Annotated in this window: 31 protein-coding genes, 1 tRNA gene and 1 riboswitch; of the genes, 24 read left to right on the plus strand and 8 right to left on the minus strand. The window is 40.9% G+C overall.

Going from position 1 to position 26,301, the window contains the following annotated elements:
* Window positions 1-4 precede the first annotated feature (4 nt).
* The 8 genes from NSQ49_RS19005 to NSQ49_RS19040 all read left to right on the plus strand — a co-directional run bounded on the left by NSQ49_RS19005 (window position 5) and on the right by NSQ49_RS19040 (window position 8,182).
* Window positions 5-208, plus strand: coding sequence for a hypothetical protein (locus NSQ49_RS19005; protein ID WP_159865089.1), 204 nt, complete (start codon window positions 5-7; stop codon window positions 206-208).
* Between the two features lie 269 nt (window positions 209-477).
* A complete protein-coding gene (locus tag NSQ49_RS19010; protein WP_251283691.1) occupies window positions 478-1,998 on the plus strand; it encodes a rhomboid family intramembrane serine protease in 1,521 nt (506 codons plus the stop codon).
* Window positions 1,999-2,160: 162 nt separating this feature from the next.
* Window positions 2,161-3,621 (plus strand): spore germination protein, encoded by a 1,461-nt coding sequence (locus tag NSQ49_RS19015; protein ID WP_159865095.1) that lies wholly within the window; start codon window positions 2,161-2,163, stop codon window positions 3,619-3,621.
* A gap of 151 nt (window positions 3,622-3,772) precedes the next feature.
* A complete protein-coding gene (locus NSQ49_RS19020) occupies window positions 3,773-3,973 on the plus strand; it encodes a YqgQ family protein (RefSeq protein WP_159865098.1) in 201 nt (66 codons plus the stop codon).
* Between the two features lie 17 nt (window positions 3,974-3,990).
* Window positions 3,991-4,953, plus strand: coding sequence for an ROK family glucokinase (locus NSQ49_RS19025; RefSeq protein WP_159865101.1), 963 nt, complete (start codon window positions 3,991-3,993; stop codon window positions 4,951-4,953).
* Window positions 4,954-5,261: 308 nt separating this feature from the next.
* Window positions 5,262-6,449 (plus strand): M14 family metallopeptidase, encoded by a 1,188-nt coding sequence (locus tag NSQ49_RS19030; RefSeq protein ID WP_159865104.1) that lies wholly within the window; start codon window positions 5,262-5,264, stop codon window positions 6,447-6,449.
* Between the two features lie 239 nt (window positions 6,450-6,688).
* Window positions 6,689-7,843, plus strand: coding sequence for a YqgU-like beta propeller domain-containing protein (locus NSQ49_RS19035; protein ID WP_251283692.1), 1,155 nt, complete (start codon window positions 6,689-6,691; stop codon window positions 7,841-7,843).
* 24 nt (window positions 7,844-7,867) lie between these two features.
* Window positions 7,868-8,182: an MTH1187 family thiamine-binding protein gene (locus tag NSQ49_RS19040; protein WP_159865107.1), complete on the plus strand. Its 315-nt coding sequence runs from the start codon at window positions 7,868-7,870 to the stop codon at window positions 8,180-8,182.
* Between the two features lie 39 nt (window positions 8,183-8,221).
* On the opposite strand, the gene NSQ49_RS19045 is transcribed toward NSQ49_RS19040, so the two are convergent.
* On the minus strand, window positions 8,222-8,395 hold the full coding sequence (locus tag NSQ49_RS19045) for a DUF2759 domain-containing protein (protein ID WP_009332942.1): 174 nt from the start codon (window positions 8,393-8,395) through the stop codon (window positions 8,222-8,224).
* 110 nt (window positions 8,396-8,505) lie between these two features.
* Window positions 8,506-9,000 (minus strand): hypothetical protein, encoded by a 495-nt coding sequence (locus tag NSQ49_RS19050; RefSeq protein ID WP_159865110.1) that lies wholly within the window; start codon window positions 8,998-9,000, stop codon window positions 8,506-8,508.
* A gap of 87 nt (window positions 9,001-9,087) precedes the next feature.
* Between NSQ49_RS19050 and NSQ49_RS19055 the strand changes: the two genes are divergently transcribed.
* A complete protein-coding gene (locus NSQ49_RS19055; protein WP_159865113.1) occupies window positions 9,088-9,723 on the plus strand; it encodes an MBL fold metallo-hydrolase in 636 nt (211 codons plus the stop codon).
* A 193-nt stretch (window positions 9,724-9,916) separates the two neighbouring features.
* Complete coding sequence (locus tag NSQ49_RS19060) at window positions 9,917-10,987, plus strand: class I SAM-dependent methyltransferase (RefSeq protein ID WP_159865116.1); 1,071 nt, start codon at window positions 9,917-9,919, stop codon at window positions 10,985-10,987.
* 34 nt (window positions 10,988-11,021) lie between these two features.
* On the opposite strand, the gene NSQ49_RS19065 is transcribed toward NSQ49_RS19060, so the two are convergent.
* Window positions 11,022-11,267 carry a DUF2626 domain-containing protein gene (locus tag NSQ49_RS19065; RefSeq protein ID WP_009332938.1) on the minus strand — a complete coding sequence of 82 codons (246 nt, stop codon included), beginning with the start codon at window positions 11,265-11,267 and terminating at the stop codon, window positions 11,022-11,024.
* Between the two features lie 165 nt (window positions 11,268-11,432).
* Window positions 11,433-12,131 (minus strand): helix-turn-helix transcriptional regulator, encoded by a 699-nt coding sequence (locus tag NSQ49_RS19070; RefSeq protein ID WP_251283693.1) that lies wholly within the window; start codon window positions 12,129-12,131, stop codon window positions 11,433-11,435.
* Between the two features lie 244 nt (window positions 12,132-12,375).
* Between NSQ49_RS19070 and NSQ49_RS19075 the strand changes: the two genes are divergently transcribed.
* On the plus strand, window positions 12,376-12,729 hold the full coding sequence (locus NSQ49_RS19075; RefSeq protein ID WP_251283694.1) for a Spx/MgsR family RNA polymerase-binding regulatory protein: 354 nt from the start codon (window positions 12,376-12,378) through the stop codon (window positions 12,727-12,729).
* Between the two features lie 50 nt (window positions 12,730-12,779).
* Here NSQ49_RS19075 and NSQ49_RS19080 read toward each other — a convergent pair.
* Window positions 12,780-12,851, minus strand: a tRNA-Gln gene (locus tag NSQ49_RS19080).
* A 146-nt stretch (window positions 12,852-12,997) separates the two neighbouring features.
* On the opposite strand from NSQ49_RS19080, the gene comGA reads away from it, so the two are divergent.
* From comGA to NSQ49_RS19125, 9 genes are all read left to right on the plus strand, one after another.
* Window positions 12,998-14,068, plus strand: a complete 1,071-nt coding sequence (gene comGA, locus NSQ49_RS19085; protein ID WP_159865125.1) for a competence type IV pilus ATPase ComGA — start codon at window positions 12,998-13,000, stop codon at window positions 14,066-14,068.
* Window positions 14,055-15,086, plus strand: coding sequence for a competence type IV pilus assembly protein ComGB (comGB, locus tag NSQ49_RS19090; RefSeq protein ID WP_159865128.1), 1,032 nt, complete (start codon window positions 14,055-14,057; stop codon window positions 15,084-15,086). Before comGA ends, comGB begins: the two co-directional genes overlap by 14 nt.
* Window positions 15,086-15,409 (plus strand): competence type IV pilus major pilin ComGC, encoded by a 324-nt coding sequence (comGC, locus tag NSQ49_RS19095; RefSeq protein ID WP_159865131.1) that lies wholly within the window; start codon window positions 15,086-15,088, stop codon window positions 15,407-15,409. Before comGB ends, comGC begins: the two co-directional genes overlap by 1 nt.
* Entirely contained in the window at window positions 15,406-15,846 is a 441-nt protein-coding gene (gene comGD, locus NSQ49_RS19100) for a competence type IV pilus minor pilin ComGD (protein WP_159865133.1), read from the plus strand. Before comGC ends, comGD begins: the two co-directional genes overlap by 4 nt.
* Window positions 15,830-16,156: a phosphatase gene (locus NSQ49_RS19105; RefSeq protein ID WP_159865135.1), complete on the plus strand. Its 327-nt coding sequence runs from the start codon at window positions 15,830-15,832 to the stop codon at window positions 16,154-16,156. The genes comGD and NSQ49_RS19105 overlap by 17 nt, the downstream gene beginning before the upstream one ends.
* 16 nt (window positions 16,157-16,172) lie before the next feature.
* Complete coding sequence (comGF, locus tag NSQ49_RS19110) at window positions 16,173-16,589, plus strand: competence type IV pilus minor pilin ComGF (RefSeq protein WP_159865138.1); 417 nt, start codon at window positions 16,173-16,175, stop codon at window positions 16,587-16,589.
* On the plus strand, window positions 16,579-16,962 hold the full coding sequence (gene comGG, locus NSQ49_RS19115; protein WP_251283695.1) for a competence type IV pilus minor pilin ComGG: 384 nt from the start codon (window positions 16,579-16,581) through the stop codon (window positions 16,960-16,962). The genes comGF and comGG overlap by 11 nt, the downstream gene beginning before the upstream one ends.
* Before the next feature lie 12 nt (window positions 16,963-16,974).
* Complete coding sequence (locus NSQ49_RS19120; protein ID WP_159865144.1) at window positions 16,975-17,472, plus strand: shikimate kinase; 498 nt, start codon at window positions 16,975-16,977, stop codon at window positions 17,470-17,472.
* 78 nt (window positions 17,473-17,550) lie between these two features.
* Window positions 17,551-17,736: a YqzE family protein gene (locus NSQ49_RS19125; protein WP_159865147.1), complete on the plus strand. Its 186-nt coding sequence runs from the start codon at window positions 17,551-17,553 to the stop codon at window positions 17,734-17,736.
* A gap of 42 nt (window positions 17,737-17,778) precedes the next feature.
* On the opposite strand, the gene NSQ49_RS19130 is transcribed toward NSQ49_RS19125, so the two are convergent.
* Both NSQ49_RS19130 and NSQ49_RS19135 read right to left on the minus strand, forming a co-directional pair.
* Window positions 17,779-18,573, minus strand: a complete 795-nt coding sequence (locus NSQ49_RS19130; protein ID WP_251283696.1) for a YqhG family protein — start codon at window positions 18,571-18,573, stop codon at window positions 17,779-17,781.
* The gene (locus NSQ49_RS19135; protein ID WP_251283697.1) at window positions 18,551-20,239 is read right to left on the minus strand and encodes a DEAD/DEAH box helicase; all 1,689 of its coding nucleotides are present in this window, start codon (window positions 20,237-20,239) and stop codon (window positions 18,551-18,553) included. Before NSQ49_RS19135 ends, NSQ49_RS19130 begins: the two co-directional genes overlap by 23 nt.
* A 180-nt stretch (window positions 20,240-20,419) precedes the next feature.
* A riboswitch (glycine riboswitch) is annotated at window positions 20,420-20,508 on the plus strand.
* Window positions 20,509-20,666: 158 nt separating this feature from the next.
* Here NSQ49_RS19135 and gcvT point away from each other — a divergent pair.
* The 3 genes from gcvT to gcvPB are packed head-to-tail and all read left to right on the plus strand — an operon-like array spanning window position 20,667 to window position 24,586.
* Complete coding sequence (gcvT, locus tag NSQ49_RS19140; RefSeq protein WP_159865156.1) at window positions 20,667-21,770, plus strand: glycine cleavage system aminomethyltransferase GcvT; 1,104 nt, start codon at window positions 20,667-20,669, stop codon at window positions 21,768-21,770.
* Between the two features lie 16 nt (window positions 21,771-21,786).
* On the plus strand, window positions 21,787-23,133 hold the full coding sequence (gcvPA, locus tag NSQ49_RS19145; RefSeq protein WP_159865159.1) for an aminomethyl-transferring glycine dehydrogenase subunit GcvPA: 1,347 nt from the start codon (window positions 21,787-21,789) through the stop codon (window positions 23,131-23,133).
* Window positions 23,126-24,586, plus strand: coding sequence for an aminomethyl-transferring glycine dehydrogenase subunit GcvPB (gene gcvPB / locus NSQ49_RS19150; protein WP_159865329.1), 1,461 nt, complete (start codon window positions 23,126-23,128; stop codon window positions 24,584-24,586). The genes gcvPA and gcvPB overlap by 8 nt, the downstream gene beginning before the upstream one ends.
* A 232-nt stretch (window positions 24,587-24,818) precedes the next feature.
* Here the strand turns inward: gcvPB and NSQ49_RS19155 are convergent, their stop codons facing one another.
* Window positions 24,819-25,202 (minus strand): rhodanese-like domain-containing protein, encoded by a 384-nt coding sequence (locus tag NSQ49_RS19155; RefSeq protein WP_159865162.1) that lies wholly within the window; start codon window positions 25,200-25,202, stop codon window positions 24,819-24,821.
* Between the two features lie 182 nt (window positions 25,203-25,384).
* Between NSQ49_RS19155 and NSQ49_RS19160 the strand changes: the two genes are divergently transcribed.
* The gene (locus NSQ49_RS19160; protein ID WP_159865165.1) at window positions 25,385-26,221 is read left to right on the plus strand and encodes a lipoate--protein ligase family protein; all 837 of its coding nucleotides are present in this window, start codon (window positions 25,385-25,387) and stop codon (window positions 26,219-26,221) included.
* The last annotated feature ends 80 nt before the right edge of the window (window positions 26,222-26,301 follow it).

Consider the following 26,301-nt stretch of genomic DNA (forward strand, 5'->3'; position numbering starts at 1 on the left):
TTCAATGTCTCGATTACTTTCTATTTTTATGATTGGGCTCGGTACTTATTTTGCCTATCATAATCGTTATCGATTGATAAATGTAATTTTTGGAAATGTCTTTTTGCGGAAGCTTCTGGTTACTTCAGTCATGAGTTTTCCGCTAGTCCGCGACAGGATGATGAGCTCTGTTTTTTCTTCCGGGCCATCTGAAGGGCGGCAATCATAAAGTAAAAAGACCGTAAAAGGTCTTTTTATTTTGCTGTTTTCGCAAAGTTTGTTGCTATTTAAATTATATTTATTGAGTTGATTGCAGCGAGCATCCCTTCGCTGCAATCAACGGACAACATTGATAAGCGAAAACAATAATTTATACGAAAAGAGCCTTTTATTTTGCCTAAATCTTTAGGTGCTTTTTCTTTTACAAAAGGTTCCTTTTTTGCCTATAGTTAAATAAAGTAAAGTAACTATTGCAACATATAGAGAGTGGGGGAAGAATTGGCCGTTCAAGAGGATTATGTATTTTGGAAACTTGCTGATTATTTCATATCTGACCACGGGTACAGAATGATTCAGCTATCTGGAGATCAGGATGAATTATGGCTTGAAAAAATGGAGGATAAAACTGTAAAGGCGATCAGGCTTTTAAAATATAATCTTGACTGGAGCAATTGGATGCAGCGGGATATTGAAGTGACTGCTCAAAAAGCGGAATCGGTCAGGAAGCAGCTTGGAAAAAGGGAAATGCCGGTTTTAAATATATATGTTTCAGCATATCTCCCTGTTGATGACTATGAATTCCGCATCACAGACCCCTTCATGCCTGAAAGTGGGAAAGCCTCTGTTCAAACTATGATCATTGAATCCGGAAAAACTGGAAGCCTGAACGAGGTTGAAGAGATTTTCGAAAAACCGCTAACTTTTCCTGATGGAAATTATACGGAAATGGATGTTGATGCCCTAAAGCATGCTGCTCTTTCTAAAGCGGTGAAAACAGCAAAAAAAGAAAAGGAAATGTTTAACATTGGGAAGCCCTTTTTTACTTATATATTTATAGGTATTCAAGTTGCTTTATTCTTACTCATGGAAGCAATGGGCAGCAGTAAGGATACAGCAACTTTAATTAAGTATGGGGCTAAATTTAATCCATTAATTCTTGATGGGGAATGGTGGAGGTTTTTAACTCCGATTGTCCTTCATATTGGACTGCTGCATTTATTAATGAATACACTTGCTTTATTCTATCTTGGATCAGCAGTGGAACGGGTGTTTGGAAACATAAGATTCCTATTTATCTATTTGGCTGCTGGTTTTGGCGGAACATTAGCCAGTTTTGTTTTTAGTCCTACACTTTCCGCAGGGGCAAGCGGAGCAATTTTTGGCTGCTTTGGAGCACTTTTATATTTTGGTCTCATTTATCCAAGCCTTTTTTTCAGGACCATGGGATTTAATATACTTGTTGTATTAGGAATCAACCTTGCATTTGGCTTTACCATTCCGGGAATTGATAATGCTGGACATATAGGAGGGCTAATTGGCGGTTTTTTGGCTACTGGCATTGTGCATTTTCCCAGGAAGAAAAAACCCTTGCTTCAGCTGCTGTTTTTAGCTGGATCATTCTGTCTGGCAGCCGGCTTGCTGAAATATGGATTCGATGAACCGGGAAGATTATTAAATGAACAGACTGCTATGGTAATGGCCCAAGAACATATTAAGAATGAAGAGTTTGAAAAGGCCCGTTTAATGCTGGCTGATTTTATTGAAGAAGGGAATGCTTCACCGGAAGCCTATTTTCTATTATCATATGCTGAAATAAAAGAGGGGAAATTAAAAGAGGCAGAAGTGCACCTTCTACGTGTCATTAAGGAAGACCCTTCTTTTCATGAAGCACATTATAATCTGGCGCTAATTTATTTAGACAAAAAGCAGCCGGATCAAGCAAGAAATCATGCCCAAAAGGCTGCTGATCTTCATCCGGATCAGGAGGATTATCAAAAGCTGTTAAACCAAATAGAGTGATATTACCAGAATTTTCAGCTTACTTCCTGGGAAATAGCAGGTGCATTTCCCTGTGAATTTTCATGAATCATGCCATTCATTGGTATGATTTTTTTTTTGCATGTCAATGATGTTGAATAGTATGCAAGGAAAAGAATGGAACAGAATGCTGAGGTGGGGATTTTGGAGAAAGCGAGAAGAGAGCCTGTAAAGGATTCTCTGAAAGATAATATTGAATATCTTAGAGATGCTCTGGGTGTAGATAAAAGCTTTGATGTGATTCAGCTTGATGTTGAATATGCAGAAAGAGAAATGGCTTTATATCTGGTAGACGGCTTTGTAAAAGATGACATTTTGCATTATCTGATGAAAATGCTTGCCGGCCTGGATGCAGAACAGCTCGAAGGAGATACACTTTCCAGACTGATAAAAACGTATATACCATACGTTGAGGTTGAAACAACCGATGACCTTGATAAAGTTGTGGATATGGTACTGGCAGGGCCGACTGCTCTAGTAGTCGATGGTATTGATGAAGTAATTCTTATTGATGCCCGTACATATCCGGTAAGGGGTCCACAGGAGCCGGATATTGAACGTGTTGTCCGCGGCTCAAGGGATGGGTTTGTAGAAACGCTGGTTTTTAATACAGCTTTAACGAGAAGAAGGATTAGAGACAGGACACTTCGCATGGAATATATGCAGGTGGGCAGGCGTTCCAAGACAGATGTGGTTGTCAGTTATATTGAAGACATTGCAGACCCGGATATGGTGAAGAAAATAAAGGAGGCTATCTCAAAAATTGATACTGATGGTTTGCCGATGGCCGAAAAATCAATAGAGGAATACATTTCAGGCAGGCATTGGAATCCGTATCCCATGGTAAGGTATACCGAAAGGCCTGATACGGCAGCGACCCACCTTTATGAAGGACATGTCTGCATTATTGTTGATGGCTCGCCAAGTGTTATCATAACACCGACTACCTTCTGGCATCACTTGCAGCATGCTGAGGAGTACAGGAATAAGCCGCTTGTAGGCGCCTATTTGAGATTTGTCCGATTTTTAGCTGTATGGGCTTCCATTTTCCTTTTGCCATTATGGTACTTATTTGCAATAGAGCCGCAGCTGCTTCCTGATGTGCTATCTTATATCGGGCCCAATGAAACGGGGGAGCTTCCATTAGTCGTTCAGTTCCTGATGATTGAGCTTGGTCTCGATATGCTGAGAATGGCAGCGATCCATACTCCTTCTGCCCTGGCCACTGCATTGGGGCTGGTGGCGGCCCTGATGATTGGTCAGGTAGCAGTTGAAGTGGGATTATTTATTAATGAAGTCATTCTCTATTTAGCGATAGCGGCAATCGGTACCTTTTCAACCCCAAGCTACGAAATGAGCCTGGCAAACAGGCTATTAAGAATTGGTCTGCTGATATCAACCAGTATATTCCATACCTACGGCTATGTTGTTGGCATCCTGCTGATGATAATCATGCTTGCCAGAATGAAGTCTTTTGGTGTGCCCTATTTGTGGCCATTCATCCCTTTCAATCTGAGAGCATTCAGGGATGTATTGCTAAGATCACCAATACCATTGAAGAACAGGCGGCCGCGCTTCCTGCATCCCAAGGACCCCGACCGCTGATTCTAATAAAACCCCTTCCTGGCGTGGAAGGGGTTTTTACATAATTCAAGAAATCTTACATCTTTCCTGGAGCTTCTCTATCTTGAGAAGGGGAGGATTTTAGATTATACTTTAATGTGGTATAAACTTATTGATAAGGCAGAGGTACAGAATGAAAACCATTTATGATATACAGCAGTTTCTTAAGAAATATGGGACTATCATCTACATAGGGGATCGTGAAGCTGACTTGGAGCTTATGGCAGCTGAATTAAAAGAGCTATATGATTCCCAGCTTATTGATGTCAAAGATTATCAGAGCGGCGTCTTGATCCTGAGGACTGAAATTCAGAAACTTAAAGAGAATAAATAGAGAAAAGGTGATGGAGATTGGCAGAAAAATGGCTGGTTGGGGTAGATTTAGGCGGAACAACAACAAAGCTTGCTTTTATCAATTACTATGGGGAAATCATTCATAAATGGGAAATACCCACGGATAACAGTGAAGAAGGGAAAAATATTACAATAAATATAGCGAAAGCCATCGATCAAAAATTGGAAGATTTGGATTTAAGCAAGGATAAAATTATTGGCATTGGAATGGGGGCCCCAGGTCCCGTAAATCTGGCAACGGGTGTTGTATATAACACTGTTAATTTAGGCTGGCGAGATAATTACCCGCTGAAGGACTTGCTTGAAGTAGAGACATCACTCCCGGTCATCATTGATAACGATGCTAATTGTGCTGCACTTGGGGAAATGTGGAAGGGTGCCGGAAATGGCGCTAAAGATCTGGTGTGTGTAACACTTGGCACAGGTGTCGGCGGGGGTGTAATTGCCAACGGTGATATTGTACAGGGAGTAAGCGGGGCTGCTGGTGAAATAGGCCACATTACATCCATTCCTGTTGGCGGAGCTCAGTGCAATTGCGGTAAAACGGGCTGTCTCGAAACCATTGCATCTGCTACAGGAATTGTCCGGCAGGCTCTTGAAAACCTGGAATCTGGCGGAGAAGGCACTCTATCTCAATTGTATAAAGAAAATGGGTTTATTACTGCAAAAGATGTTTTCGACTCGGCAAGGAATGGGGATGAAACATCACTTCAGACAGTCAATAATACAGCTATGCACCTTGGATTGGCATTGGCCAATATCGCAAATACGTTAAATCCTGAGAAAATAGTATTGGGCGGTGGAGTTTCCAGAGCAGGGGATATCCTGCTTAAACCGGTTATTGCAAATTTCGTTAAATTTGCGTTTCCACGGGTGAAGGAGTCTACAGTCATTGATATTGCGACACTGGGCAATGATGCTGGAGTAATTGGGGCAGCTTGGCTGGCAAAAAATAAGTAAATTGAGAGGAATGCACCTGATGCCCAGGTGCTTTTTCTTTTTCATAAAGGGTGTTTTCACAAGGTTTGCTGCTTTGTTTCTAATTCACTGAATTGATTGGAGCGAGCGGCCTGGAGAGCGGAAATCAACGGGCAGCGCTTAGAGAAGGATAAAACAGCAATTAATACTAAAAAAGCCTACTCAAAAAGTGGATGTATTGAGGTAAAGCAGACCCCTGGATTAAAATCAGCTGCTCACTTTTACACAGCTAAACAGTCATCTTTTTTTCTTTTTCTCATAAAATTGAAATGATGGAAAGGGGGAGAAAGATGAAAGTCAAAGTCCGCTCAGGAGATTCATTATGGTATTATAGCCAGCTCTTTATGATGCCTGTTAATCTCATTGCTGATGCTAATCCCGGGATTAATCCTGCATCACTAAAAATAGGCAGCGAAATTAATATTCCCGGCTTTACATTGCAAAATTATACGGTTAAATCAGGTGACACTTTTTGGAAGCTGAGTTCTTCCCGTAACCTCTCAGTGGATGCTCTTCTCCTGGTTAATCAATCCCTTAATCCGAACAGTCTGATTCCTGGTACGGCTATTAAACTGCCGAGGCGCGTTATTTCCCCAATTGTATCAGGCAGGAGAGAGTATGATTATAAAGCATTAACAGCCGATATCTCCATGCTGGCAGATATTTATCCGTTTATAAAAGTAAATACAATTGGACGCAGTGTTCTTGGAAAGCCAATTCAGGAAATACGGTTAGGTAAAGGAACTAAGAAAGTGCACATCAATGCATCCTTTCATGCGAATGAATGGATTACAACCCCAATATTAATGGCTTTACTGAACAGTTTTCTTTTATCTCTTACAAATGTCCGGCCAATAAGAGGAATTTCAACAATGCCCCTGTATAATTCCGTCGACCTTTCCATAGTTCCGATGGTTAACCCTGATGGTGTTGACCTGGTATTGAACGGGCCTCCAGCGGAAGTCAGGGAGGAAGTTATCAAAATAAATAGGGGAAGCACAGATTTTACAGGCTGGAAGGCCAATATTAGAGGGGTTGATTTGAATAATCAGTTTCCTGCCAAATGGGAATTCGAGAAACAGAGAAGTGAACAAAGCGGTCCGGCACCAAGAGATTATCTTGGCGAAGCCCCGTTAACAGAACCGGAAGCCATAGCAATGGCGGAACTGGCAAATAAGAATCAATTCGATCGGATGCTGGCATTCCATACACAAGGTGCAGAGTTTTATTGGGGATATGAGGGAATGGAGCCGCCGGAATCAGAGGTTATAGCGCAAGAGTTCGAGCGTGTAAGCGGATATAAGGCAGTCCGGTACATTGATAGCTTTGCGGGTTATAAGGATTGGTTTATTCAGGAATTCAGGAAGCCTGGATTCACAATTGAATTGGGCAGAGGCATTAATCCGCTGCCCTTGTCACAGTATGATGATATTTATGAAGAAGTGCTGGGCATTTTTCTTGCATCGCTTTATATGTGAAAAAATCAGCTTATAAATTTTATTCTGTATTGTATTTTAATCAAGCAGACATTAAAATTACTATCATACTAACTTCACTAAGCCAAAAGTTCTATGGATAGTTCTATGGAAACAGGCCGCTTTTCCAAACTGAAGACGGAAAGACGGCTTTTTCCTATTAAGCTTATTAATTCTATTATTATTGAAACATTTCCCTGCAGTTTACGTACTTATTATTAGGGAGAAAAGGAGGTGCGGATTTGTTAAACACCAAATCTACATATCAATGGAAGTTTCTTTTTTTGTTCTTAATTATGCTTATTTCTTTATTTTTAATAACCGGCTGTGCACAGCCAGAAAAAGCTGAGATGGGGCAGAATAAGGATCAGGAAAATGAACCACCACAGTCATCCGCACCGCCTGATGAGACTGAAATCAGGACCATTGAAACGATTCATATTAAAGACGGGGAATTTCAGGGAGCAAATGGCTGGCTCAGCAATGATCAGCTAGTTTACACTGTAAAGGATGGAGCAATTTCCAAAGTTATTGCTTATAACCTGTTTTCAGGTGACCAGGAACTTCTCTACGAAAGTTCGCATCCGATTGCGTCCGTAACCGTAAGCCCAATGGGAAAATACATTTTGATTCGGTCTTCACCCGGCACTTATGACGCAGCCTTAACGGTTATCAAATCAAATGGAAAAATTGTCTGGGAGGAAAATATTACAGGCTTTGATTTTGCTGTTGAGTGGAACCCTTATCATGAAGAGTCGATATTCTTTGCTTCATTTACTGAAGACTGGGACTTTACAACCTACCATATTGATATTGCAGAAGGTACATTCAGAGAATTAAAGTTAAGAGAGCCTTTTGCCAAATGGGGGGATTCAAATCATCTGCTTTTTCTTGATTGGGATAATGAAAACCCGTCACTTTTTGCACCGCTTGTTAAACAGACAATTGATGGAGATAATGAAACACTGGTTGAGGAAGACATTTTTCAATTCGATGCTGCAAGGGACAGGCTACTGACTATTACTGTGCCGGCAAATCAATCAGACCAGGCACTGTATACTTTTATGGATAATCAATTTAATGAGCAGTCTTCCTTCTCGATTCCCCATTTGACAAGGTTTTCGGATTGGCTGGTGCCGTATTATGACTGGACTCCCAGAGGGATCATTACTTTTCAGCCATTGTATAGCGCTGAAAGTGATATGTATGCAGGGGGATTTCAGCTGATATCGTTTGACAGTCAAACCGGCGATAAGGAAGTGCTGCTCGAAGGTATGGAAAATGCACCGCTCAGCTGTTCACCAGACGGAAAAGCCTGTTTAACAGGTTTCTATCTTGAGGAACTGATAATGACCGATAGAAAAGAGGTCATACGATTAGTTGAACAAAGCGAGTAATTAAGCAAGTAAAGGAGCAGAAATATGGCAATTGCAGATGTTACAGTCATTCCAATAGGAACAGAAACACCAAGTGTCAGCAGCTATGTGGCAGATATACAGCGGGTGTTAAAAAAATATGAGGAAAGCGGCAGAATCCGATTTCAGCTGACACCCATGAATACAATTATTGAAGGGGAGCTTCCTGACCTGTTTGAAGTCATACAGGCCATGCATGAAGTCCCGTTTGAAAAAGGCTTAATGAGAGTGGCGACAAATATCCGTATTGATGACAGAAGAGATGTTAAGAGGAAAATGGAAGAAAAGGTCCAAAGAGTTGAAACCCGGCTAAATGGCTAAAATAAAAGGGCTCCCTACAGAGGGAAGCCCTTTTATTTCTTAGTGAACAGCAGGATATCCACTGTTAATTATGGTCATTACAGAGAACCATCCGAAAACGGCAAGTGTCCCTACAGCAAACACCAGGCCAAGGAAGTTCTTGTTTTTCAGTGCGCTAAATGCACCAAAAGCTGCAAGAACTGCAACTAGTGCAAAAATGATTGGTAATCCCATTAAAACAGCCCCCTTTATTTGTGATCAGCAGGCAAAAGCCATATGAAAATCATTCTTCAGGTTATATACCCATTATGTAAAAACCCAAGTATATACATTCGTCCTTTATTTTATATTTTTTTCTTCTGTTTGTCGAGGTCTAAAAATGACACTTGTATGTCATATGCATGAGCAATGCCGGTTATTAACTCCTTTAGGTGAAGTTCTGAAAAATAAACTGCTGGCATTTTTTCACCTTTCGCGGTAAAGACTAAATGCTCATGAAATTGAAGGACAGCCATCCGGATATCTTCTTTATTGCCACCGGTTATAGTGAAGGCGCTAAGGTGCTCGGCGAACAGGCAGACTCCGCTTTCTGTTTCAATCGCAAAGTCTTCAAAAGTTTCTCCTTTTACACCGGATTTTATGTAGCAGAGTATAAATAATTCTTCAAAAAGACCTGCATCGGTGAGGACGCTTTTGGTAAATTCAGCATCAGTCCTCTCTGCAAACAGAAAAATGCTCTGCTGAAAATCGAATAGTTCAGTGTTATTTTTTATTAAGTTCATGAATTCAGGCACATCTTGAATAATATAGCCGGCTTCAACGCCATAAAGGATTTTCATGTTATGCTCCTTTTCCAGATATAAGGCATTTCATTCTGATATAGTGTAAAATAATATACAAATCAATCAACATTGGAGGTGTAGGCAATGGAATGGAATCAGATCCCTCTAGGCCCATTGCAAACAAACTGTTATGTCCTTTCGAATGAAAACAAAGATTGTTTAATCTTTGATCCGGGTGAAGAGAGTGGAAAACTGAGCAGTATTATCAAACAAAAAGGACTGAAACCTCTGGCTGTTATTCTTACACATGCCCATTTTGACCATATTGGCGCTGTGGATGAAATAAGAGATGCATTTGCTATACCTGTATACATACATGAAAAAGAAGCAGCATGGCTTCCTGATCCAGCCTTAAATGGTTCTCACCTGTTTAGAATAGGCAAGCTGATAAAAGCAAGGCCTGCTGATCATATTATAACAGCAGAACAAGAGTTGAGCATAGGTGAATTTACCTTTGAAATTCTGGAGACGCCAGGTCATTCGCCAGGGAGCATTTCTCTTTATTTTAGAGATGCTGGCCTTGTGGTTGCCGGTGATGCGCTGTTCAGCGGCAGCATTGGAAGAACAGATCTTCCGGGCGGTAACCATCAAGAGCTCCTTGATAGTATCCATAATAAGCTTTTGTCTTTGCCTGAAGAAACAGAAGTGCTTCCTGGTCACGGACCGGTTACGGCAATTGGCAGGGAAATGGATTCAAATCCATTCCTCAATGGGTTCTGATTGGGAAATAGAAAAGCCCTTCTCCAAAGAGAAGGGCTTTTCTGGGGGATGTTTTATTCATATAAAATGGGAGGGGATATAGTTAAGCTACTACAATAACAATATATCAGGAAAAAACCTATGTCAATAGTGGAAACTGTGTAAAATAGCTGTTTCCGAAAATCCAGATTCTTTATTCGAAAAGGGAGTCAATATGCTGAATTTTATAATTGATTATATAGAAAATACTCCTCAAAAAATGATCAGCTATGCTGATTATATCCAGCAGGCCCTTTATCATTCGGAATACGGCTATTATATGAAAGAAACGGAAAAAATTGGGCCTGGGGGAGACTTTATTACATCCAGCAATGTGTCTGATATATATGGAAGAACTATATCGAAGTGGTTTCAGCGAATGGCAGGGAAATATAAGCTGCCTTTTCATGTCTGTGAAATCGGTGGCGGTAATGGGCGCTTTGCGAAAGCTTTCCTTGATGAGTGGAAACTTATTTCTGATGAAGAGATTCATTACTATATTTTTGAAACCAGTCCCTATCACAGGAAACTGCAGCAGGAGCAGATTGTCTTTTCCGAACAGATCAGACAAATTGATAGCTGGAATGAGATCACTCCATTTTGCGGCCTGATATTTTCAAATGAGCTGTTTGATGCATTGCCTGTACATGTTGTTGAAAATAGGAATGATCAATTGTATGAAATTATGGTAACCGTAAAAGAAGGAAAGCTTGCAGAAAATACTGTGCCATTAACAAATAGAGAGATTTTCTTGTTCCTTGAAGAAAGCGGTTTGTCACTTAGCAATGGCCAAAGAATTGAAATCCCTCTGCAAATGGAGCAGATGATTAAGAGTTTGTCTGCTGCTCTGTCTCAAGGATTGGTGCTGACTGCTGATTATGGCTATACAAATGAAGAATGGCAAGAGCCAATGAGAAGGGATGGAAGTCTCAGAGGTTATTATAAGCATTCCTTAATTAATGATGTACTCGAGCACCCTGGCGAGATGGATATAACCAGCCATATTCATTTTGATTCCCTGATTCGGATGGGAGAGAAAGAAGGCCTGGATTTTCATTATAAAATGAGACAGGATGAGTTCCTGCTGTCTGCAGGCATTTTACAGGAGCTTGAAGATCATTATGATCCTAATCCGTTTTCACCCATCAGCAAAAGAAACAGGGCAATCAGAAGTCTGATAATGTCCTCAGGTATGAGTACAGCTTTTCATCTAGTCCTTCAAGCAAAGAATATAGGGAAAAAATAAAAAAGCGATGGATTCATCGCTTTTTTATCGGCTATTAGTGGCCGCCCGCGCCAGGTGTCATCATAAATGTTGACCAGTAAGTGAAGCCTACGAAGAAAACAGTTAAGTATGCTCCAAAAACATAAATATACATACGTTCGGAAAGCTTTAAGTAGCTTAAAAGCAGGAAAAATCCTGTTTGGCCGAAGAAAATCAAGGACGTTGTATACATATCGCCAAGATAAAACATTACAGCGAATATTCCCGTCCAGAATCCTAATACTCTGTACATACGATCCATATGTATCCCTCCTTTTACCCTTACAAGTCCATCACTACAATATTATAAAGTAAATGCTTAATAAAAGTAAATAATGGTTTCTAAATAGTCAAGAAAAGGGCGTGACAAAATGCATTGTGCCTGCTTTAAGAATGGTCTTTATCCGCAGATTTTCCCTTTATGACATTAATTTCCTACTATTGCTTTGTATGCGCATGAATCACAGCCGGTTAACATATTTTGCTTTTCCACCAGCTGAATGGATTCAAACAGACTTTCAAACATTCCCTTTAAAAATTCATAGTGCATATTGCACACTGGCTCTGCATGCCGGGCTGCAACTTCTTTAAATGGGCAATTATAAATTTGAAAATAGACGATGGTCCTTTCATCATTGGCATCAAATTCTGGATGGAATCCTGACAAATCGGCAGCATGCTTTAAGATGTTCAGTTTCTGGTCAAAAGTAAGTTTATCTATGTTTCCATACCGTTTAAGCTCTTGCAAGATCAGCTCGCTGCCAAACTTTTTCCCCGTCGAATACAGGGCTTTTCTTCCTTCTTCACCTAACTCAAGCATACTTTCCATGGCTATTTTGGCCAGCAGCTGATAATCCCTGTAAGGGAAATGAAGCTGAACTACATCATCAGATAACCGGTATAATCGGCTGGGCCTTCCGCCTTTGCCGGTTTTTTTTGTTTCAGAAACAAGCATGTTTACATCTTCCAGCTTGGATAAATGCAATCTTGCAACATTGGGATGGATGCTGAAATTATCTGCAATCTCCTGTACGGTAACATCTTTATGTCTCTTGGTTATATATTGATAAATATAATAGCGGGTTGAATCGGATAACACATTTGTTATTTTTAATGTTTGCTCCATTTATTGTCACCTCAAAAGGGTTATTTATTCCCGAGGTCATCAGCTGTCAATAAAAACTCTGCTGGCGCCTTCCCGGCCTGCTTCCATTATAATACAGCCGTTTAAGGTTAACACTTTATTCACTATAAGTTTAGAAAATGTTCACAAATGAAGTTTAATTATTTACTTATATGTGTATACATTGATTGTACAAATATTATACAAATAATTTAAGTTAAATTATGAATTTGTGAGGTGAAGAGGTATGAGCCAATTGACATTTTTCACATATCCCAGCTGTACTTCCTGCAGAAAGACGAAAAAATGGCTGACATCCCATTCTATTGATTTTGAAGAAAGGCATCTCTTCAGGGAGACTCCATCATCAAGAGAACTATTGAAGATCCTTTCTTTAACCACAAGCGGACTAGATGAGCTTCTCGCGACCCGAAGCCAGACCTATAAAGAATTGGGACAGAACCTTGAGGAATTAACTTTATCTGAAGTGGTGCAAATGGTCATTAAGGAGCCAAAACTTTTGCGTAGGCCGATTCTGACAAACGAAGATAAGCTTGTTATCGGCTATAATCCTGATGCATTTAAGTCTATGGCTAAATAGGCTTTTCTAAAAGTGAAAAAGGAAGGACATCGCGTGCCCTTCCTCAGCTACTGGGCTAGCAGGATTCGAACCTGCGCATAACGGAGTCAAAGTCCGGTGCCTTACCGCTTGGCTATAGCCCATTGATTCCTCAATACACTTTTATTATGAAAAGAAAAAAAAAAATTATTCACAAATTCGTCAAAAAAATTTGCCGTAAAATGAAGGAAAGGCTCCGGTTAAGTCGAATAATAATCCTGAATAACTAAAAAAGGTGGTGCATAACTAGTTGAGTATAATTGAAAGAATGGCAGAACGAATTATTAAGGATGCTGTCAGATGCCATGCTTCTGACATCCACATCATTCCCCGGAGAAAAGACACATTAATTCAGCTGAGATTCGGCAATCAATTAACCCCCAGGCTTTATCTTCCCAAAGAAGAGTGCGACAGATTGATTTCTCATTTTAAATTTACAGCTTCGATGGACATAGGTGAAAAAAGGAGGCCTCAGAGCGGTGCTTATTCACTCGAAGTAGACGGACAAATGATTGGTCTGCGCTTTTCAACTCTCCCATCAAGCCACAGTGAAAGCCTCGTTATCAGAATCCTTCCCCAGCAGGAACAAATTCCCTTTTATCAAATCAGCCTTTTTCCAGACATGACAAGAAAAATGCTTGCACTGCTGAAGCATGCACATGGATTAATTATTTTTACTGGCCCGACAGGCAGCGGAAAAACCACTACATTGTATTCTCTTCTAAATGAAACCTCCCATATGTTCCATCGAAATGTAATCACCCTGGAAGATCCCATTGAAAAAGAAAATGACCTGGTACTGCAAGTTCAAGTGAATGAAAAAGCTGGCGTATCTTATTCTGCTGGCTTAAAAGCAATCCTTCGCCATGACCCCGATATCATTATGGTGGGGGAAATCCGGGATGCAGAAACGGCAAAGATTGCAGTTAGAGCAGCTCTTACTGGACATCTCGTTTTAAGCACCATGCATACCCGGGATGCCCAGGGGGCTGTATATCGTTTAGCTGAGTTTGGAGTGAACATGCTGGAAATTGAACAGACTTTAGTGGCTGTTACCGCACAGCGTCTTGTCGAATTGAATTGTCCCTATTGTGAAGGGGAGTGCTCCCCATTCTGCTATGGATATGGCAGGTGGAAAAGGGCAAGTGTGTTTGAGTTGCTGGCAGGAAGGGCGCTCAATGCCTCCATTAAGAAGGCAAGAGGCGAAAGCAGTCTAGTTAAATATCGAACACTCAAGGAAGTCATAACTAAGGGGATTGCCCTTGGCTATATAAAGGAAACTGAGTACAACAGGTGGGTGCACGGCGATGGAGAAACATAAATGGACCATTCAGGAACAGGGTTTGTTTCTGAAGAATACAGGGGAACTGTTGTCCAGAGGGTACCCTTTATCTGAGGCGCTTGAGTCACTGGTGCATCAGCTCCCTTCAAAAAGAAAACATGAAATCACGGAGTGCCTCTCTCAATTAAGAGAAGGGTTTCCATTTTATCAAATACTCGCAACCATGAACTTTAATAAAAATCTGATTGGCTATGTTTTTTTTGCTGAACAGCACGGAGGCCTTGCTTCTGCATTTCTTGAAGGAAGCGAAATGGTGCTCCGAAAAGGCAAGGACATTGAAAAATTGAAAAAACTGATGGCCTATCCGATTTTCCTGATGCTCATTACCGCATTCTTATTTATTTTCGTTGATAATGTCCTGTTGCCCCGTTTCTCTTCCTTATTCGTTTCAATGCAGCTTCAGCCTAATTTCTTTACAAAAGCAGTTTATTTATTTGGTGACTTTCTTCCATTACTTTTTCTGATTCTGGTCTGCAGCTTGGCCGGTTTGCTTATATACTACTGTGCCAGATTCAGAAAACTGTCCCCTATCCAGCAAAAAAGGATCCTAGTAAGAGTGCCTGCAGCTGGCCATTTTCTTCGCCTTTACTATACTCATTTCTTTGCTGTACAGCTGAGCTATCTTTTAAATGGCGGTTTATCCATACATGAGGCACTGAGTCTTTTTGAGAAAAATGATAAGCAGCCTTTTTATAGTGCCCTCGGCAAAGCTGTAAAGATCAAGCTCCGTGAAGGGAATAAGCTGGAAGACATTCTGATGAGTTTTCCATTTTTTGAAAAGGAACTTGCTAATATTATCAGACATGGTCAAAAAAATGGCAGGCTGGACCAGGAATTAACTTTTTTTAGCAGGCATTGTCTGCGTAAAATGGAGGAAAACACAGAAAAGCTCCTTAAGATCATTCAGCCCACTTTATATATGTTTATCGGTTTTTTAATCGTTTCGATGTATTTGGCAGTTCTGCTGCCTATGTTTCATCTACTGGAGGGATTTTAATGAAATGGCGCAATTTAAACAATAACAGAGGTTTCACGCTCATTGAAATGATGATTGTTTTATTGGTGATATCAGTACTGTTAATCATCACCATTCCCAATGTAACGAAACACAATTCAAAAATAAACAGCAAGGGATGCGATGCGTTTGTCAAAATGGTGCAGGCGCAGGTTCAGGCATATGAAATCGATAAAAAAGCACTTCCTTCGAATATACAGGACTTAGTGGCTGCCGAATATCTCAATGAAGATACCACAACTTGTCCTAATGGAGATGCCGTTAAGATTTCTGCGGATGGGAAGGTTGAATCAGTAGAGTCATGATAAAAGACAAAGCAGGCTTTACATTGATAGAGTCGCTATTCGTTCTCAGTATTTTCCTTATTATTGCCTCGGTTACAGCCCTGCTTCTTAAACCTCATTTTTTCTATCTTGAAAAGATAATGTTCTTTTCCCAATTTAGATCTGACCTCCTTTATGCCCAAAACTATGCCATAACCCATCAGACAGATGTAACTATTCAGATTATTCCTGAGGAGAATAGGTATTTCGCTAATGAAAAGCTTGCAGCAGATCCTATCTTTAGCAGAGAATATCCCGAGATCATTAAGATTAAACCGGGAACAATGCCAATGTACTTTCTATATGGACCAGGTGGTATTACAAAAGATTTTGGAAGCTTCTATATTAAAGCAGACAAGGAGCTATATAAAATAACATTTTTTATCGGAAGAGGACGATTTAATGTGGAGAAGGAATGAAGGCTTTTTTCTGGCTGAGCTCCTGCTGTCTTTATCAGGGATGCTGCTTGCAGCAGGAATAATTTTTCCCCTTATCATAAAGGCAACTGAGCAGGCAGAAGAAGTAAAACAGGATTATGAAAGCACCAAGCTGCTTTTTGAAAGTCTTATGGAGGCTGCATCGGAAGGGAGTTTTCCTGAGGGGAAAGCCATGGAGGTAAATCAAACGGTTTATAAAATTCTCCCTAAGGAAAAGCAAGGAGTTATGGAGGTTTGCATAAGGTATGAGAATGTACGGGGTAAAGCAAAGGAAAAGTGTGAGGTATTTTAGTAATGAGGGATTTACAATGCTTGAAATGCTATTTGCATTTTCAGTTTTTTTATTGATTGTTTCCTTATTGCCGGTTAGCTTAAATTTCCTTTCTCATGACTGGAAAATGGAAGCCAGGACACAAAGGCTTGAATGGCATGTATTTATTAATCAGCTGAAAAAAGAAATCAGAATGGCTGATGCTTCAAAAATAACACCTGCTTCAATTGTGTTAACTGTAGACGGGAAAACTGTTCTTTATGAGAAATATGGGTCCAGCTTGCGAAGGAGAGTAGATATGAAAGGACATGAGATTGTCCTTCAAAAATTGAAAAGCATTTCATTTGCGTCTGCCAATGGCGGAGTAGTAATAAATGTTTCAGATAATTTTGATCAAGAGCATTCCGCATTTCTTTATTACTTAATGGATATGGAGGATATTGATGTACCGTAATCAAAATGGATTTGCTTATCCTCTTACTTTAACAATCATTCTGGCTGCACTTTTCCTTCTTACCATTCAATTAGATCAATTTATTTCTGAGAAAAGGGTTGTGAAACAGACTGAAACCGTAATGATGCAGGAATATTACCTGCTTTCTTCCTTTAAAAAAACAGAAAAAATGCGAATGGAAAATATTACTCCGGAAGAGTCAGGAGTTTATTTGTTTAAAGATGGGAAGGTCTCTTATGAAATTTCTCCTGTGGCAGCAAGCCTAATTCAGATTACTTTCAAAACAAAAATTGGCTCTGCTAAGGAAATTACCGGTTATGCTTACTATGACACAGACCTGCAAAAAATGATAAAATGGATTGAAAAAAACTGAGTGGGGATAAAGATGAAGCCAATTTACTTAATCGGATTCATGGGTTCCGGCAAAACAACTATTGGAAAAGAGCTGGCAGCCTGCTTAAATCAGCAAGTAATCGATACAGATGAAGAAATAGTTAAGCGGGAAAATAAGAGTATTAATGATATTTTCGCGCAGCATGGAGAGCAATACTTCAGAAACCTTGAATCACTTATTTTAAATGAATTGGATGAAAGAGCGCGAGTTATAACTACTGGCGGGGGAATTGTGATAAAGCCTGAAAACAGAAAATGGCTTAGCGAAAAGGGGATTGTTTTCTTCCTTTATGCGTCTCCTGAAGAAATCTTCAAACGGATAGAAAAGGATCATACCCGACCGCTTCTGAAAGGTGATAAAAAAAAGCTGATTCACGAAATTTATGAAAAAAGAATGCCGCTCTATAAAGAAACAGCTCATGTGACCATTGATACAACTAATAAAGATACATCAGAAATTATACAAGAGATAATAGATTGTTTAGAGTGAAAACCCGTTGGACATACTTGTAAATGATAAAAAGCAGGATGCCATGGCAATTCTGTGCGGAAAAAAGGCGGTATGAGTATGAAATCCAACGATTATGTAAAGTATCTTACACAGACAGTAGTAAAATATATTGACCAGCCAAAAGATGAGCGAAAGCGGCATCGAATTGAAAAAAAGGACATGAAAGAGCCGTTTTTATTCAGATGGTTTGGCATGATTTCTTATCTATTCTACTTGGGGATGAGAAGAAAAAAAAACAAATAGCTCATGCAAAAAACCGGCAAAGTCTGCCGGTTTTTTGCCATTTTAGACTGCGCTGTCTGTCAGATAAAAGAGACCGCCATTTATTATGGAGATATTAATCTTTGGCTCATATTGCTCCTGAAGGGCAGTTTTTTCGTTTTCATAACTTTCCCCTTTTTCTTCCGCCTCTTCGTAGAAATGTTCAAGAAGTCTAAGATCTTTTTGCCAGCGCTCACGGGCTTCCTCTGCCCATATATGATCTTCTTGTTCAATTTCGGCCTTAATGAAATTTGCTACCCTGAATACTCCACTCCCCGGCTTAATAAGCGGAGACAAGGTAAACGAGTAATCTGGGATTTTAGGTGTAAGGCTCATGCCGAGCAATCTGTCATGAAAATTTTCGACCATTTGGCCATTAATTAGTTGTAGGCCGATCGATTTAAAGACATCCCGTTTTCGGTCGCATTGATAAGATACGCGAATGTTCATTCCCAGCCAGGGCCTTAACGGAACCTGATTTCCAGGTGCCTGCCGGTGATTTTCATATAATCGTATATAGCCTGCCAGTTTCCGGGCTGAATCAAAGATCTGGTGAAGCCTCGGTGAGCCGAAGTGAATGACTTCCCCCTTTATATGTGGCGGCGCCAGCTGCTGGTTTGTAATAAGCGTCAGCTGCATGGGATTTGGAATTCCGCCTGTTTTTTCGAGATAATGCCAATAAAAGGGCCGATTCATTAGTTCCTTATCCAAATCAATCGTCAGCTGCACGGTCATATACCCTGGACCTTTATCAGTTATTTCACACCCATTTGCGTGAAAATACCTTTCAAGGAATTTATGAATTTCCTGTTGCTGCATTCAGTTCACCTTCCTTCAGATCCTCCGCGAATTGGATCATGCTCGTCAAGTTTTCCATTTTGATTCTCATTTCACCTTCTGAAGCTGATCTTCCAAATATATCAACAAGGTGATCATCGATACTGCCAAATTCAAGCTTGGTTAAAATATCGTCCAAATCACCGATAACTTTTTCGAAAAGATGTATTTTCTCATACAAAAGCTTCATAATATGTTCTTCGACTGTTTCTTTCGTGGCAAAATTATAAATCATAACATCCTTTTCCTGGCCGAGACGATGGATTCGCCCAATCCTTTGTTCAAGCCGCATGGGATTCCAAGGGAGATCAAAATTAATGATATGATTACAGAATTGCAGATTTATTCCTTCTCCTCCTGCTTCTGTTGCAATCAGTACTTGAGCATTATTTTGGAAAAGCTCTCTCATCCAGTCCTTTTTGCCTCTTTTAAATCCCCCTCTGAAGGGAACTGATGTAATCCCATATTGCTTTAAAAACCACTGAAGGTACATCTGCGTTGCCCTGTATTCAGTAAAGATTATGACCTTGTCATTTATTTTCTGTATTAATTCCAGAGCTTTTTGCGCTTTGGAATTTTGCTGGACAGCTTCAACCTTTTTGATAAGGTATTGTATTTGCTCCTGAAAAGCTATTGAAGGATGCTCCTGTCTTTTTATCATATTTTGAAGTGTAAAATAGACAGCTTCTCTGCTTGAGCACGCCTCTCTTTGCAGAGTCATTACCGAAAATTGGCTGGAACTGACCCAATCTTCTTCACCCCGGAGCTCTGTTACAGCTTTATAAAGTTCACGCTCAGCCTGCGAAAATTCAATCGGTATGGTTTCCACATGTCTCTTGGTCCATTCGATCCCGGTATCCGCCCTGCGGTTGCGGATCATAACTTTGTTCACGAGCTCCTTTAGATGTGCATCATCGTTCAAAGAACGGGAGTCCTTTTTATAGTTCTCATAAAAAGCTGATTCGTTGCCCAGATGCCCGGGTTTGAGCAGGGACACAAGATTGAAGATCTCACTGATTCTATTCTGAATGGGTGTTGCTGTTAATAGCAGGCAGAACTTCTTTTTAAGGTTTTGTACAAATTCATAGTTTTTTGTTTTATTATTTTTTAGCTTGTGAGCTTCATCTATAATAATCAGGTCATAATCAAGGCTGTAGATAATATCACGATGGGGATTGCGCTTGGCTGTATCGATAGATGATACAACTACATCACATTGTTCCCATACATAGCTTTTCCGCTGCGCCACAGCCGGTATGAAAAATTTGCTGTTCAGCTCCATAGCCCATTGTGAAACGAGGGAAGCTGGAACGAGTATAAGGACTTTTTTTACAAGTCCTCTAATCATATATTCCTTTAATATCAAACCAGCTTCAATGGTTTTGCCAAGACCGACTTCGTCAGCCAGAATAGCTTTTCCGTTCATGTTTTCGACTACCTGCTTTGCCACTTCCAGCTGATGTGGAAGCGGAGTAAGGTTCGGCAGATGCTTCGGAGCCTGCAGGCCTTCAAAATCAGGAATAGTTGTATGGTTCTCAACCTCAACAGCCAGTTTATATAGCTCCCAATTTCCCCATGGGCCGTCATCGTCAATTCTTTTTAAGAATTCATCCTGCCAGGCAGAATCAAAGCCAATTTGCACTGTCATAAAAACAGCTCCTTTTATCTATATAAAGATATTGCCCAAACCCTGTTTAGGTGGTACGATGTTAGTAGCTTTGAAAGTTTTGAAAGTTTACAAATTACATTTAGTTAACCGAAGTAAATGAAGCTTTATTTTTTCTGTTTGGTATAAGTATGACCATCTTGGAAAATTTTATAAATGCGAATGACAACAAGGGGAGAGACTACGTTTGTAGCGCCGAAGGAGCAAGCAAAATTTGTGAATCTCTCAGGCAAAAGAACTCTTGTTTGACGCAGCTCTGGAGAGTGCTTTTAAATAAGCCACCCAAGGGGAAAGCCGATTTCGGTAAACTTTCAGGTGCAAGGACAGAGATCTTCTCATATTTGAGGGGATACTCTGTCCTTTTTTATGTTCCTAAAACAAATTAAACAGATTTAAGGGGGACGAGTAAATGTCACAGTTAAAACGCACGCCTTTATTCGAGGTGTACAAAGATTACGGAGCTAAGACCATCGACTTCGGCGGCTGGGACCTTCCTGTTCAATTTTCAAGCATTAAAGAAGAACATGAAGCAGTCCGCACAAAAGCCGGCCTTTTTGATGTATCCCATATGGGAGAAATCGAAGTGAAGGGGACGGACAGTCTTAAATACCTTCAAAAAATGATGACAAACGATATTTCCAAATTAAAGAACTCAGGTGCTCAATATACAGCCATGTGTTATGAAAATGGCGGAACTGTTGATGATTTACTTGTCTATAAAATAGAGGAAGACTACTATTTGCTAGTTGTTAATGCTTCCAACATTGAAAAAGATTTTAACTGGCTTCAGGACCATGCTGAAGGAAATGTGGAATTAAAGAACCTTTCAGAAGATATGGCCCAGCTGGCAATTCAGGGGCCGCTTGCCGAAAAAGTGCTCCAAAAGCTTACTGGTACAAATCTGGCGGATATCGGATTCTTTAAATTCCAGCAGGATGTTGATTTGAATGGCAAGAAAGCGCTTGTCTCCAGAACGGGTTATACAGGAGAAGACGGATTTGAAGTTTACTGTGATTCCAAGGATGCAGCGGCATTATGGAATGAAATCCTTGAAGCGGGCAAAGAAGAAGGCGTTCTCCCATGCGGACTTGGTGCAAGAGATACGCTTCGCTTTGAAGCCAACCTGGCACTATATGGCCAGGAGCTCTCTCCTGATATCACACCGCTTGAGGCAGGAATCGGCTTTGCTGTAAAAGTTAATAAAGAAGCTGAATTTATCGGCAAAGAAGTCCTTAAGAATCAAAAGGAAAATGGGATTCCGCGCAAGCTGGCCGGAATTGAAATGATTGACCGCGGTATTCCGCGCCATGGATATCCTGTATATAAAGGGGAAGAACTGATCGGAGAGGTGACAACAGGCACACAATCTCCGACGTTAAAAAAGAATATTGGCCTTGTTCTTATCAAGAAAGAGCATGCGGAGCTCGGAACTGAATTGGAAGTGGAAATCCGCGGCAAAAGATTGAAGGCTAAGGTTGCAGCAACACCTTTTTACAAAAGAGAAAAGAACTAACCGGGGGGAGAAAATAATGAAACATCGCTATTTACCGATGACAGAGTCTGACCAGAAAGCCATGCTAGAAAAAATCGGCGTCAGTTCTGTAGAAGAATTATTCAGTGATATTCCCGAGAGTGTAAGGTTCAAGGGCGAATATAATATCAAGCCGGCGAAATCAGAGACAGCCTTAATGAAAGAGCTTACGAAAATGGCTCAGAAAAATGCTGATCTCCGCACAAATACATCTTTCCTTGGCGCAGGTGTTTATGATCACTACATGCCGGTCATTGTGGATCATGTATTATCCCGTTCAGAGTTTTATACTGCCTATACTCCTTACCAGCCGGAAATTTCCCAGGGAGAGCTGCAGGCAATTTTCGAATTCCAGACTATGATTTGTGAATTAACAGGAATGGATGTTGCCAACTCATCCATGTATGATGGCGGGACGGCTCTTGCTGAAGCAGCAATGCTTAGCGCAGGAAGCACACGCCGTAAGAAAATCTTAATCTCAAGTGCAGTTCACCCCGAATCAAAGGAAGTAGTAAAGACATATGCAAAGGGGCAGTATATTGAAGTTATTGAGGTCCCTCATAAAGAAGGCATCACTGACCTTGAAGCCCTAAATGAAATGATTGGCGATGATATCGCAGCTGTGATTGTACAGTATCCTAACTTTTTTGGAAGAGTCGAGCCTTTAAAAGAACTCGAGGAAATTATCCACGCCCATAAATCCATGTTTGTAGTCTCAAGTAACCCGCTTGCTCTTGGCGCACTTACTCCTCCAGGAAAGTTTGGAGCAGACATTGTAGCAGGAGATGCACAGGTTTTCGGTATTCCGACTGCTTTTGGAGGCCCTCATTGCGGATATTTTGCCGTAACCTCCAAGCTGATGAGAAAAGTGCCGGGCCGTCTTGTCGGACAAACGGTAGACGATCAGGGACGCCGTGGTTTTGTGCTTACCCTTCAGGCGCGTGAACAGCATATACGCCGTGATAAGGCAACGTCCAACATCTGTTCCAATCAGGCTCTTAATGCACTGGCGGCATCTGTAGCAATGACTGCTCTCGGCAAGAAGGGTGTAAAGGAAATGGCTTCTGCCAATATGCAAAAAGCCCATTATGCAAAACAGCAATTTAAGTCCAGCGGTTTTGAAGTTCCATTTGAAGGTCCTTCGTTTAATGAATTTGTTATCAAGCTGAATAAGCCTGTTAAAGAAGTTAATCAGAAGCTCCTTGAAAAGGGCATTATTGGCGGCTACGATTTGGGCCGAGATTATGCTGGCCTGAAAAATCATATGCTTGTTGCTGTAACAGAATTGAGAACGAAGGAAGAAATTGATGCATTCGTTAAAGAAATGGGGGATTACCATGCATAAGGAAGATCAGCCACTCATCTTTGAACTAAGCACAGAAGGCAGAATCGGCTACAGCCTGCCTGAAATGGATATTCCGGAAGCTGACTTGAGCGAACTTCTTCCAGAAGGCTACCTGAGAGAAGAAGAGCCAGAGCTGCCGGAAGTGTCTGAACTGGATATCATGCGCCATTATACTGCACTCTCCAATCGAAATCATGGGGTTGATTCAGGATTTTACCCACTTGGATCCTGTACAATGAAATATAATCCTAAAATCAATGAAAATGTAGCTCGCTACAATGGTTTTGCACACTTGCATCCTCTGCAGGATGAAAGCTCTGTTCAAGGTGCACTGGAATTAATGTATGATCTTCAGGAGCATCTCATTGAAATTACAGGAATGGATGAAGTTACACTTCAGCCTGCTGCAGGTGCGCATGGAGAATGGACTGGATTAATGATGATCCGTGCTTACCATGAAGCGAATGGTGATACCAAACGCACAAAAGTTGTCGTTCCTGATTCTGCTCACGGAACAAACCCAGCATCTGCAACAGTCGCAGGTTTTGAGACTATAACGGTTAAATCCAATGAAAATGGGCTTGTGGATTTAGAGGACTTAAGAAGAGTAGTTGGCGAGGATACTGCTGCCCTTATGCTGACTAACCCTAATACTTTAGGTTTGTTCGAAGAAAACATTCTTGAAATGGCTGAGATTGTTCACAGTGCTGGCGGTAAGCTTTACTATGATGGAGCTAACTTGAATGCTGTACTTTCAAAAGCACGCCCAGGAGACATGGGATTTGATGTTGTTCACCTTAATCTTCATAAAACATTTACAGGACCGCATGGAGGCGGCGGACCGGGATCTGGTCCTGTCGGCGTAAAAGCGGATCTGATTCCATTCCTTCCGAAACCTGTTTTGGTTAAGAATGGTGACCAATATGAGTTTGATTATGACCGTCCGCAATCAATCGGCCGCGTAAAGCCGTATTACGGAAACTTTGGCATCAATGTCCGGGCTTATACTTATATCCGCACTATGGGGCCGGATGGGCTAAAAGCTGTAACGGAATATGCCGTATTAAACGCAAATTATATGATGAGAAGGCTGGAGCCGTTCTTTGACCTGCCATTTGACAGACATTGTAAGCATGAATTCGTTTTAAGCGGAAAGCGCCAGAAGAAGCTTGGCGTGCGCACATTGGATATAGCCAAGAGGCTCCTGGACTTTGGCTACCATCCTCCAACCATCTACTTCCCGCTTAATGTGGAGGAGTGTATTATGATTGAGCCGACAGAGACAGAGTCTAAAGAGACGCTGGATGCTTTCGTCGATGCCATGATCCAAATTGCTAAAGAAGCTGAGGAAAACCCTGAGATTGTTCAGGAAGCACCTCATACAACAGTTATTGGCCGTCTGGATGAAACAATGGCTGCAAGAAAGCCGGTTCTTCGCTATCAAAAAGTATAATGTCAAAAAAGAGTGTCCTAAACGGGCACTCTTTTTTGATGCCTATAATGGATTGTTGCCGGATGTAAGAGAATAGAGATATTCTGGTATAAAATCCGAGGGAAACAGCCAAAAAAATGAAAAGCGGGCTGGAAATGGGGATATGGCAGTGGTTAAGAAGAGTTTGAAGATGGGACAGTTCAAAACAAAATAGGCCCCGTTAAACTAACGGGGCCTTTTCAAGCTAATGCTATTATTTTTTCACTTTCACTTTTCCGGACCATTTTTTAAATCCGCCCTGCAGGTGTGAAAGGTCTTTGTAGCCTTTACGGTGCAAAAACTGGGCAGCTCTCGCGCTTCTCATGCCGCTCTGGCAATATAAGTATACTGGCTTGTCCGGACGCAGTTCTTTCATGCGCATTTTCATTTGTGAAAGCGGTATATTGCGGGCACCTAAAATATGGCCGTTTTCAAATTCATTTGGTTCGCGAACGTCGATTAATTGGGCTTTTCTATAGCCTTCTCTAAACTGGTCTTCAGTAAGTGTTTTAACAATGCGGCGCTGATAAAACCAAGTTATGACAGAATAGGTAATGATTGCACCCAAAATGATTAGAATGAAATAAAGTGTTTCCAATATGTCTTTCTCCTTTCACACATAGGTAAGCCAACTAATATTATATAAGTCTTTCCTAATGGGAGTAAAGGAAATCTGGTAAATTTGTTTTGGAAATTCAACATGCTTTTAATTTCACATCAATTTTGGTAGACTAATAACCGCAAATGACTAGTTAAAGAATCTGAAAACGAGGGTTATATATGACTAAAGAAGTTTGGCGATTTATTGATTCTAAAGAGGGGTCACCCTCCTTTAATATGGCTTTGGATGAAGCTTTGCTTGACTGGAACAGTGAAGGAAAGATGCCTCCGGTAATCCGGTTTTATGGCTGGAACCCCGCAACTCTTTCGATTGGATACTTCCAAAAGGCTGAAAAGGAAATAGATATGGAAGCAGTGAAGCAGCATGGTTTGGGTTTTGTCCGCAGACCAACAGGCGGAAGAGGGGTGCTTCACGAACATGAACTCACCTACAGCGTGATCGTTCCTGAAAACCACCCGGAAATGCCCACTACAGTAACGGAAGCGTACAGAGTCATTTCTGAAGGAATTCTAAAAGGTTTTCACGCACTTGGTATGGAGGCGTATTTTGCTGTGCCAAAGACTGCTGAAGAAAGGGACTCTCTGAAAAATCCAAGATCGGCTGTTTGTTTTGATGCCCCAAGCTGGTATGAACTTGTAGTAGAAGGCCGTAAAGTAGCAGGGAGTGCACAGACAAGACAAAAAGGTGTCATCCTTCAGCATGGCTCTATATTACTTGATTTGGATGAAGACAAGCTCTTTAGCTTGTTCAAATATCCTAATGACCGGGTAAAAGAGAGAATGCAAAAGGCTTTTAAAAATAAAGCTGTGGCCATAAATGAGCTGACAACAGAAAATATTACTCTTGAGCAGGCCAAGGCAGCTTTCAAGAAGGGGTTTGAGGAAGGCCTGAACATTGTGCTGGAACCTTACGAGCTTTCAGATGATGAGATGGCATATGTACAAAAAATCGCAAAAGAACGATATGAAAGCGATGAATGGAACTATAAGAGATAAAAGCGGCTAAGTCGCTTTTTCTCTTTTTTTAAGGATGTTTTCGCAAGTTTGCTGCCATTTGTTTTATTTTTACTGAGTTG

This window comes from Cytobacillus sp. FSL R5-0377 (assembly GCF_038004385.1).
Lineage (GTDB): Bacteria > Bacillota > Bacilli > Bacillales > Cytobacillaceae > Cytobacillus.

Excerpts from the sequence above, each read along its gene's own strand:
- NSQ49_RS19020 (WP_159865098.1), top strand. The coding sequence starts at position 3,773 with ATGAAAACCATTTATGATATACAGCAGTTTCTTAAGAAATATGGGACT.
- NSQ49_RS19070 (WP_251283693.1), bottom strand. The coding sequence starts at position 12,131 with ATGGAGCAAACATTAAAAATAACAAATGTGTTATCCGATTCAACCCGC.
- NSQ49_RS19130 (WP_251283696.1), bottom strand. The coding sequence starts at position 18,573 with ATGCAGCAACAGGAAATTCATAAATTCCTTGAAAGGTATTTTCACGCA.
- gcvT (WP_159865156.1), top strand. The coding sequence starts at position 20,667 with ATGTCACAGTTAAAACGCACGCCTTTATTCGAGGTGTACAAAGATTAC.
- NSQ49_RS19125 (WP_159865147.1), top strand. The coding sequence starts at position 17,551 with ATGAAATCCAACGATTATGTAAAGTATCTTACACAGACAGTAGTAAAA.
- gcvPB (WP_159865329.1), top strand. The coding sequence starts at position 23,126 with ATGCATAAGGAAGATCAGCCACTCATCTTTGAACTAAGCACAGAAGGC.
- NSQ49_RS19160 (WP_159865165.1), top strand. The coding sequence starts at position 25,385 with ATGACTAAAGAAGTTTGGCGATTTATTGATTCTAAAGAGGGGTCACCC.
- NSQ49_RS19060 (WP_159865116.1), top strand. The coding sequence starts at position 9,917 with ATGCTGAATTTTATAATTGATTATATAGAAAATACTCCTCAAAAAATG.
- NSQ49_RS19005 (WP_159865089.1), top strand. The coding sequence starts at position 5 with ATGTCTCGATTACTTTCTATTTTTATGATTGGGCTCGGTACTTATTTT.
- NSQ49_RS19075 (WP_251283694.1), top strand. The coding sequence starts at position 12,376 with ATGAGCCAATTGACATTTTTCACATATCCCAGCTGTACTTCCTGCAGA.
- NSQ49_RS19030 (WP_159865104.1), top strand. The coding sequence starts at position 5,262 with ATGAAAGTCAAAGTCCGCTCAGGAGATTCATTATGGTATTATAGCCAG.
- NSQ49_RS19045 (WP_009332942.1), bottom strand. The coding sequence starts at position 8,395 with ATGGGATTACCAATCATTTTTGCACTAGTTGCAGTTCTTGCAGCTTTT.
- comGG (WP_251283695.1), top strand. The coding sequence starts at position 16,579 with ATGTACCGTAATCAAAATGGATTTGCTTATCCTCTTACTTTAACAATC.
- NSQ49_RS19120 (WP_159865144.1), top strand. The coding sequence starts at position 16,975 with ATGAAGCCAATTTACTTAATCGGATTCATGGGTTCCGGCAAAACAACT.
- NSQ49_RS19065 (WP_009332938.1), bottom strand. The coding sequence starts at position 11,267 with ATGGATCGTATGTACAGAGTATTAGGATTCTGGACGGGAATATTCGCT.
- comGD (WP_159865133.1), top strand. The coding sequence starts at position 15,406 with ATGATAAAAGACAAAGCAGGCTTTACATTGATAGAGTCGCTATTCGTT.
- NSQ49_RS19055 (WP_159865113.1), top strand. The coding sequence starts at position 9,088 with ATGGAATGGAATCAGATCCCTCTAGGCCCATTGCAAACAAACTGTTAT.
- comGC (WP_159865131.1), top strand. The coding sequence starts at position 15,086 with ATGAAATGGCGCAATTTAAACAATAACAGAGGTTTCACGCTCATTGAA.
- NSQ49_RS19135 (WP_251283697.1), bottom strand. The coding sequence starts at position 20,239 with ATGACAGTGCAAATTGGCTTTGATTCTGCCTGGCAGGATGAATTCTTA.
- NSQ49_RS19040 (WP_159865107.1), top strand. The coding sequence starts at position 7,868 with ATGGCAATTGCAGATGTTACAGTCATTCCAATAGGAACAGAAACACCA.
- NSQ49_RS19050 (WP_159865110.1), bottom strand. The coding sequence starts at position 9,000 with ATGAAAATCCTTTATGGCGTTGAAGCCGGCTATATTATTCAAGATGTG.
- comGF (WP_159865138.1), top strand. The coding sequence starts at position 16,173 with ATGCTTGAAATGCTATTTGCATTTTCAGTTTTTTTATTGATTGTTTCC.
- comGB (WP_159865128.1), top strand. The coding sequence starts at position 14,055 with ATGGAGAAACATAAATGGACCATTCAGGAACAGGGTTTGTTTCTGAAG.
- NSQ49_RS19105 (WP_159865135.1), top strand. The coding sequence starts at position 15,830 with ATGTGGAGAAGGAATGAAGGCTTTTTTCTGGCTGAGCTCCTGCTGTCT.
- gcvPA (WP_159865159.1), top strand. The coding sequence starts at position 21,787 with ATGAAACATCGCTATTTACCGATGACAGAGTCTGACCAGAAAGCCATG.